Consider the following 7,508-nt stretch of genomic DNA (forward strand, 5'->3'; position numbering starts at 1 on the left):
TTCTCTTAATTCATTTAAGAGCTTGTCAATTTTGAGTAAAACTTTTTTATCACCTGACTTTTTATGTTTTTCAATATCTTCAAAAGCTTGATTGGTGAGTTCAATAGCATAACTCATAGTCCCAAAAGTGCTTTTTGTTCTTGTTTTGATAGTTTTTTGGTTTCACCTTTTTCAGCTTGTTGAATCGATGAGTCTATTTTGGCAAAAAATTCTTCTTGAGTCATGGAAGCATTTTTTTCAGATTTGTCAATGATGTATCTAACCTTCATCTCCTCTAGCAAAGATTGAAGAAGGTTTTTCTGTTTTTCATTTTTAGGATATACAATGATGCTTTTCATTTGATGAAAATTTTACTTTAACAAAGTTACTGAAAAAAAATGTAAAATCGATAGTTCGAAAACTATATAATTGGTAGCTAGGACTTTAAAGTGTTTCGTTTATTCCAAACGAAACAAAATAGGCTTACTCGGACTCGCATCATTCTCAAAAGAAGCAAACTGCAAATTCAATAAATACGAACCATCTTTTACTGCATCATCCACAAAAATCAACTCCGTAATCGTGGCGTTTTTTCGTGCATCATCATTCAAATCATTCACGTCTTTAACATTCCAAAAGGCTTTGTGAGCCAATAATTTGCCTTCGTCTTTTTCTTTGTCAACGCTTGGTAGGTCGATTAATAAATGTTGAATGTCTTTTTCTCGAATGAAAGTAGCCGCTTCTTCGTGTAAATAAGGCGGATTGGTGTGGGAATAATTTTTTGATTTTTTTTCGATTAAATTTGGTAAGGTGCGGATGATAATGGCTTCAGGGGAGACGTTGCGGTGCAAGGTCTGTACATTCAATGCTTTTTCCACTTGATTTTTTGTTATCACAAAATCGTCTCCTTGTTGTTCCGGTTGGATGGAAATTAGTTCAGCCGTAAAGAAAAATGTTTTTAATGCTTGATTGATAGAGTAAAATTCTTTGGTAATATGTCCCAAACATTCCGTGTGCGTCCCATGTCCGTGCGGATTAAAAAAAATGTTGTTGAAATTGGTGGTAGCTCCACCTTTCACACTTCCCACCCATGAACCGAATCGAACAGGTTCTATCTGGGGTTTCTCGATGTACCACGCAATGGGATTGTTTTCGGTATTGGATAACGGCAGCGAAATATCAATGGGTTTTGATAAATCTACTTGGAAGGTTTGGTTTTGGTGGGTGATGGTTGCTTTCAATGTTTCAACTTTTTTAACATTAAGAAATTAAGGGCTATTTCATTAAGTTTCATTAAGAAATAATAAAACCTTTCCAAATTTAATAAAATAACTTAAGACTTAATGAAAACCTTAATTATCCTTAACTTCTTAATGTTAAAAATTATCCTAAATTCAACATAAAAAGATCAGAAGCAATCCCATCACTCAAAAACTTTCCTTTTCGAGTGGTTCGCAAAATGTTGTCATCCACAAAAAGTAAATGATCTTCAATGTATTTGGCCGCTTGTTGGTTGAGGTAATCCAAATAGGATTGACCAAATTCGGTTTGAATTCGGTCGAGTGAAATCCCCCAAATGGTTCGCAATCCCGTCATCACATATTCATTATACCGATCGGTTTTGGACAACGTTTCGGTTTCAAGCGGTAATTTTCCCTCCTGAATCGACTTTATATACAATATATTATTTGACACATTCCAACCTCGTTTTTCGCCATCATAACTGTGTGCTGACGGACCAATACCGATGTATTTTTTTCCCAACCAATAACTCGAATTGTTCTTAGAGAAATAGTTTTCCTTCCCAAAATTGGATAATTCGTAGTGAATGAATCCGGCTTCTTCCAGTTTTTCAACCAAAATTTCAAAATGTTCCTGAGCTACTTCGTCTTCCGGTGCAGGAATTATTCCTTTCTGAATAAATGAGTGTAAAGCTGTTTTTGGCTCTACAGTTAACGCATAACTCGAAATATGCGGAATGCCAAACGATAAAGCCGTTTCGATATTCTGAATCCATTTTTCGTTGCTCATTCCGGGAATTCCGTAAATCAAATCGAGGGAAATATTGTCAAAATGTTTCGTCGCTTCTTCCAAACAATTTTTAGCTTCATCAGCATTATGAGCACGATTCATCAATTTTAAATCGTCTTCAAAAAAGGATTGGATGCCGATGGATAAGCGGTTAATTGACGAATTGGCTAATTGACGAATTGTCTCATTATCCAAATCATCAGGATTCGCTTCAACTGTTATTTCCGGATTTTCAACTATATTATAGTTTTTAAAAACTTCCTCAATCAGCAATCGTAAATCTTCAATAGCTAGAACAGAAGGCGTTCCACCGCCGAAATAAATGGTTTCAACCACATCATTTTTGAATTCTTCTTTCCGCATGGCGATTTCTTTAGCCAAAGCCAAAACCATTTCGTCTTTCTTTTTCAGGGAAGTAGAAAAATGGAAGTCGCAGTAATGACAAGCTTGTTTGCAGAAAGGGATGTGTATGTAGATGCCGCTCATTAATGTGTCAATTTTCAATTAGTCAATTAGTCAATTTTCAATCCAATTGGCACATTTACAAATTGCCTTATTTGTTAATTTTGTTCTCATTCTGTTTCACAAACGCGTCCCAACCAGTATAACTTTTCTCTCCAATCACTTTCCCCGAATTAAAAAAATGACAAACAGCTGCCGCCAAACCATCGGTAGAATCCAAATTTTTTGGCAATTCTTTCAAATCTAATAATTGCTGCAACATTTTGGCTACTTGCTCTTTACTGGCGTTTCCGTTGCCGGTGATGGCCATTTTTATTTTTTTGGGTTCGTATTCGGTGATGGGAATTTGTCGCGATAATCCGGCAGCCATTGCTACGCCTTGTGCTCTTCCGAGTTTGAGCATGGATTGGACATTTTTACCGAAAAAAGGGGCTTCAATCGCAATTTCATCGGGATGATGGGTTTCAATCAATTCAATCGTACGTTCAAAAATGATTTTCAACTTGGTGTAATGATCGTTATATTTACTCAAAATTAATTCGTTCAACTGAATGAATTCCATTTTTTTATTGACGACTCTTATTAAACCAAATCCCATGATGGTGGTTCCGGGGTCGATGCCTAAAATGATGCGTTCGTTTGACAATATTTTTTGTTTAAAGTTTGACGTTTCAGGTTTGAAGTTTGTTTCTTTGTAACAATGATTGCAATTCCTCACAAAGCTAAACAATTCCTTTTGGTTCTCGCGAAACTTTTGATAGTTGCTGGAGCATTTTACTATTTATATCATCAATTGCAAGCGAATAACACATCCGATTGGATGAAAATTGGGAGTCAGTTTTCTGTTTTAGGTTTTTTAGGCATACTATCGTTAAGTCTGATTAACTGGATTTTGGAAATTTTAAAATGGCAAAATTTGGTCTCGTACATATGTCAAATTTCCATTAAAGAATCAATGAAACAGACATTAGGTTCTTTAACAGCCTCCATATTTACCCCAAACAGAATAGGCGAATACGGTGCGAAAATGCTTTATTTTGACAAAAAAGACGCTAAAAAAATTGTGTTGCTGAATTTAATTGGAAACAGTACCCAAATGATTGTCACCACTTTTTTTGGAGTTTTCGGATTAGTAATAACCGGTTTACATTTGGAGTTTTTCCAGGGGATTTATACTGAAATTTTAGTGATAGCAATTCTGTTAATTATTCTTCTAACCCTTGCTTACGCGTTTCGTAACCGCGAATTTATTTATGGTTTTACTTTCACAAAATTGATTGTTAAAATAAAAGAAGTACCTCGAAATATTTATAGGACTAATTTTCAATTGGCAACGTTGCGTTATTTTATTTTTTCGCATCAGTTTTACTTTTTATTGGTTTTGTTTGGTGTTTCCCTGCCGTATCCAACAGCAATTGCAACTATATTCGTCATGTATTTTATTGCGTCAATTGTTCCAACAATTCATCTGATGGATTTAGTAATCAAAGGAAGTGTCGCTGTTTTTTTGTTTGGAAAATTGGGTGTAAATGAATGGATTGTCGTTTCAATTACTTTTTTAATGTGGCTTTTGAATTTAGTTTTACCTGTGGTTATTGGAAGTTTTTTTGTCATGCGTTTTAAACTAAAAGAAGCATGATAACAATTGTACTTCTATTGATACTTTTTATTTATGCCAACCTGCTAGTGCTTTTTATCGTTGGCACCAGTAAAGTAAAAGTGCTTCCATTTTCTGAATCAAAATCTGAAACTTGTTTTTCAATTGTAGTGCCTTTTCGAAACGAAGCAGCCAATCTTCCAATGCTTTTACAATCCTTTGAAAATTTAAATTATCCAACCGATCAATTTGAAGTGATTTTGGTGGATGATGATTCATTAGAAAAGTTTCAAGTTTCAGGTTTGAAGTTTCAAGTTCAACTCGTTCCAAATCAAAGAAAATCCAATTCACCCAAAAAGGACGCTATTCAAACGGCTATCAAACAAGCAAAGTATGATTGGATTGTTACTACCGATGGGGATTGTATCGTTCCTGAAAATTGGCTTTTAGATTTGAATAACTATATTCAACAAACTAAAAAAGAAATGGTTTGCGGACCAGTTTTGTTTAAAAAAGCAGACGGATTTTTGTATGATTTTCAGCAAATTGAACTCTTAAGTTTGCAGGCGGTAACCATTGGTAGCTTTGGAATGCAGCAACCATTTATGTGTAACGGAGCTAATTTTACCTATTCCAAAAGTTTATTTCAGCAGCTGAACGGTTTTGAAGGGAACAATACAATTGCCAGTGGCGACGATGTTTTTCTACTTCAAAAAGCAGTACAGTACTATCCGAAGAAAGTGGGTTTTTTGGTAAAATCGAATTTCCTGGTTCAAACAAAAGTTGCTTCTTCATGGAAAGAACTTTTTTACCAAAGAGTTCGTTGGGCGGGAAAATCAACCGAGTATTCTTCCCCTTTTGGAAAAATGGTGGCATTGGTTGTATTGCTTGGAAATTTAACTTTTATCGTTGCACTTTTGGGTTTGATTTTTGGAAGATACGAATGTGCTTTTATACTTTTTATTAAAGTTCTAGTCGATTATTTACTAGCAAGAAGAACAGCAGTATTCTACAAAAAACAGATGAAATCCATTTTCTTAACAGCACTCATTTATCCTTTTTTCAGTACAGCAGTTGCTTTTTATTCGCTTTTTGGATCGTATCAATGGAAAGGAAGACGCTTCTGATTTTTTATTCTTTGATAATCACAGGCAAAATAAACTGTGTTTTCACAGGAATTCCGTCCTTTTGAGCAGGTTCAATTTTTGGAAAATCAACCAGTCTGCTTTTAATTATGCTGTCAATTTTCGCTTTGTTATACGACGTACTGTCAGAAGTAAATAGCGGTTCGAAAGTTATTTGTGAATCAGCTGAAACAGTCACGCGAACATCAATCGTGTCAATAATTGAAGCGTTGACTGTTAACGAATCGGGAGCTATTTTATTTTGAATAATTTGTGAAAGATATTTAAAAAAGCATTCTTTCTTCCGTTCCTTGTCAAAAATGCTGTCGCATTCCGCTACTGATGGATAGACGGTGACTTCCTTCCAATTGATTTCATTTAAACGTTTTTGTAGCAATTCGTCCTCCGATGGCACTTGCTTATCGAAGTATTGACAGGAAACGAGTAGAAATAATAAAGTTAGCGAAAGAATTTTATTCATTATATGTTTGTATGCAAACAACTTGTATTTTTGATAAACCAAATGTAAGAAATTATTTTTATGGATTACCTACTTCTTTTTATCGGTTTTATGTGTATGCTTATTGGCGTTGTTGGAAGTCTGTTGCCTGCATTACCGGGTCCGCCCATTTCGTGGGTTGGTTTGTTGCTTTTGTATCTAACAGAGGCAATACCAATGAGCTATACCGTTTTGGGAATCACCTTAGTTGTTGCCGTGATTGTTGGAGTGCTTGATTATGTAATTCCGGCAAAAGGGACCAAACGTTTTGGCGGAAGTAAATATGGAATTTGGGGGACAAACATTGGTTTAATCGTTGGGATTTTTGCACCGATTCCGTTAGGGTTTATTATCGGACCGTTTGTGGGAGCGTTTATTGGTGAAATGATTCATGATTCAACCGATTCTAAAAAAGCCATGAAAGCCGCCACCGGTTCCTTTATCGGATTCTTGGCATCCACTTTTATGAAGTTTGTGGTTTCTGTTATTTTTCTGGGATTGTTTTTGGTAAAATTCTGGGAATACCGGTATAATTTTATTTATTAGTGGGGCCTAATCGGGCTTTTCACTTCAAGTCCTCGCCCCAAAGCTAAAAATGCTAAAAAGCGGCAAGAGCTTCCGCTGGTCGCTTTGCCACTTTAAGCATTTGAAAGCTTTGTTGCTGTGGGCTTTTCGTTACAATCCCGGGAAGGGAAGAGTGCTACAAACAAATACTCTCACTCACAATAAAACCACTCGTCCAAGCATTTTGAAAATTAAATCCGCCCGTGATCGCGTCAATATTGACAATTTCTCCCGCAAAAAAAACGTTGGGTAAGAGCTTGCTTTCCATCGTTTTAAAATTGATTTCTTTTAAATCAATGCCACCGGCGGTTACAAATTCTTCTTTAAAAGTGCTTTTGCCGTTTACTTGATATTTTCCGCACGTGAGTTGTGCAACCAAATTCTGAAGTTGTTTTTTGGTCAAATCGGCCCATTTGGTTTCCAAAGAAATTTCAGAGGCAACCACCAGATTTTCCCACAACCGATTCGGGAAGTCGAAAGGCGATTTTTTACTGACTACTTTTTTAGCATGTTCCAGTTTTAACTCTTTTAAATGGTTTTCGGTTTCTTCTACAGTAGCATCGTTTAGCCAGTTGACTTCCAAAACAAATTGATAATTTTTATCAAACAATTCGCGAGCTCCCCAAGCAGATAGCCGTAAAATTCCCGGACCACTCATGCCCCAATGGGTAATTAAAAGTGGGCCGGATGCTTCAAGTTTGGAGTTTTGGACTTTTACAGAAGCAAATGCCGAAACGCCCATCAAATCTTTTATTCTAGGATCCTTGATATTGAATGTAAATAGCGACGGAACCGGAGGAACAATTGTATGTCCCAATTTTTCCAAGAGTTCCCAAATTTTCGGATTACTTCCGGTAGTGAGTACAAGGTTTTTACAACGAAAGGTTTGGTGATTGGTTTCCACTTTCCAAGAGTCTTCCGCTTGAAAAAGGGATTGCACACTTTGTCCGGTTAAGATTTCAATGTCGTGTTTTTTGGTAGCATTTAAAAAACAATCAATAATGGTTTGTGATGAATCGGTTACCGGAAACATACGTCCGTCTTCTTCTATTTTCAATTCGACGCCGTGCTTTTCAAACCATTCAATCGTATCACCGGAACAAAACTGATGAAACGGGCCACGCAATTCTTTTTCGCCTCGAGGATAAAATTTTACTAAATCATTGGGTACAAAACAAGCATGAGTCACATTGCATCTCCCACCTCCGGAAACGCGGACTTTCGTGAGCACTTCCTTTCCGCGTTCCAATAT

General features: G+C 36.2%; 9 protein-coding genes. 3 read left to right on the forward strand and 6 right to left on the reverse strand.

The window, feature by feature from the left end; translation table 11 throughout:
• Positions 1–113: 113 nt before the first annotated feature.
• The 4 genes from ACIQ2S_RS09210 to ruvC form a co-directional block, all read right to left on the reverse strand.
• Positions 114–338 carry a hypothetical protein gene (locus ACIQ2S_RS09210; protein ID WP_396175233.1) on the reverse strand — a complete coding sequence of 75 codons (225 nt, stop codon included), beginning with the start codon at positions 336–338 and terminating at the stop codon, positions 114–116.
• 99 nt (positions 339–437) lie between these two features.
• Positions 438–1,220 carry a cyclase family protein gene (locus ACIQ2S_RS09215; protein WP_396175235.1) on the reverse strand — a complete coding sequence of 261 codons (783 nt, stop codon included), beginning with the start codon at positions 1,218–1,220 and terminating at the stop codon, positions 438–440.
• Between the two features lie 142 nt (positions 1,221–1,362).
• A complete protein-coding gene (hemW, locus tag ACIQ2S_RS09220; RefSeq protein WP_396175237.1) occupies positions 1,363–2,496 on the reverse strand; it encodes a radical SAM family heme chaperone HemW in 1,134 nt (377 codons plus the stop codon).
• Positions 2,497–2,563: 67 nt separating this feature from the next.
• The gene (gene ruvC, locus ACIQ2S_RS09225; RefSeq protein WP_396175239.1) at positions 2,564–3,118 is read right to left on the reverse strand and encodes a crossover junction endodeoxyribonuclease RuvC; all 555 of its coding nucleotides are present in this window, start codon (positions 3,116–3,118) and stop codon (positions 2,564–2,566) included.
• A 54-nt stretch (positions 3,119–3,172) separates the two neighbouring features.
• On the opposite strand from ruvC, the gene ACIQ2S_RS09230 reads away from it, so the two are divergent.
• Both ACIQ2S_RS09230 and ACIQ2S_RS09235 read left to right on the forward strand, forming a co-directional pair.
• Positions 3,173–4,111 carry a lysylphosphatidylglycerol synthase domain-containing protein gene (locus ACIQ2S_RS09230; RefSeq protein WP_396175241.1) on the forward strand — a complete coding sequence of 313 codons (939 nt, stop codon included), beginning with the start codon at positions 3,173–3,175 and terminating at the stop codon, positions 4,109–4,111.
• Positions 4,108–5,196, forward strand: coding sequence for a glycosyltransferase (locus ACIQ2S_RS09235; protein ID WP_396175243.1), 1,089 nt, complete (start codon positions 4,108–4,110; stop codon positions 5,194–5,196). The genes ACIQ2S_RS09230 and ACIQ2S_RS09235 overlap by 4 nt, the downstream gene beginning before the upstream one ends.
• A gap of 4 nt (positions 5,197–5,200) precedes the next feature.
• Here the strand turns inward: ACIQ2S_RS09235 and ACIQ2S_RS09240 are convergent, their stop codons facing one another.
• Positions 5,201–5,674, reverse strand: a complete 474-nt coding sequence (locus tag ACIQ2S_RS09240) for a hypothetical protein (RefSeq protein WP_396175245.1) — start codon at positions 5,672–5,674, stop codon at positions 5,201–5,203.
• A 60-nt stretch (positions 5,675–5,734) separates the two neighbouring features.
• Between ACIQ2S_RS09240 and ACIQ2S_RS09245 the strand changes: the two genes are divergently transcribed.
• Positions 5,735–6,238, forward strand: a complete 504-nt coding sequence (locus ACIQ2S_RS09245) for a DUF456 domain-containing protein (RefSeq protein ID WP_396175247.1) — start codon at positions 5,735–5,737, stop codon at positions 6,236–6,238.
• Positions 6,239–6,392: 154 nt separating this feature from the next.
• Here ACIQ2S_RS09245 and ACIQ2S_RS09250 read toward each other — a convergent pair.
• Positions 6,393–7,508, reverse strand: a 1,116-nt coding sequence (locus ACIQ2S_RS09250; RefSeq protein WP_396175249.1) for an NAD(P)/FAD-dependent oxidoreductase, incomplete at its 5' end; no start/stop codon positions are given.

This window comes from Flavobacterium sp., assembly GCF_044371705.1.
Classification (GTDB): domain Bacteria; phylum Bacteroidota; class Bacteroidia; order Flavobacteriales; family Flavobacteriaceae; genus Flavobacterium.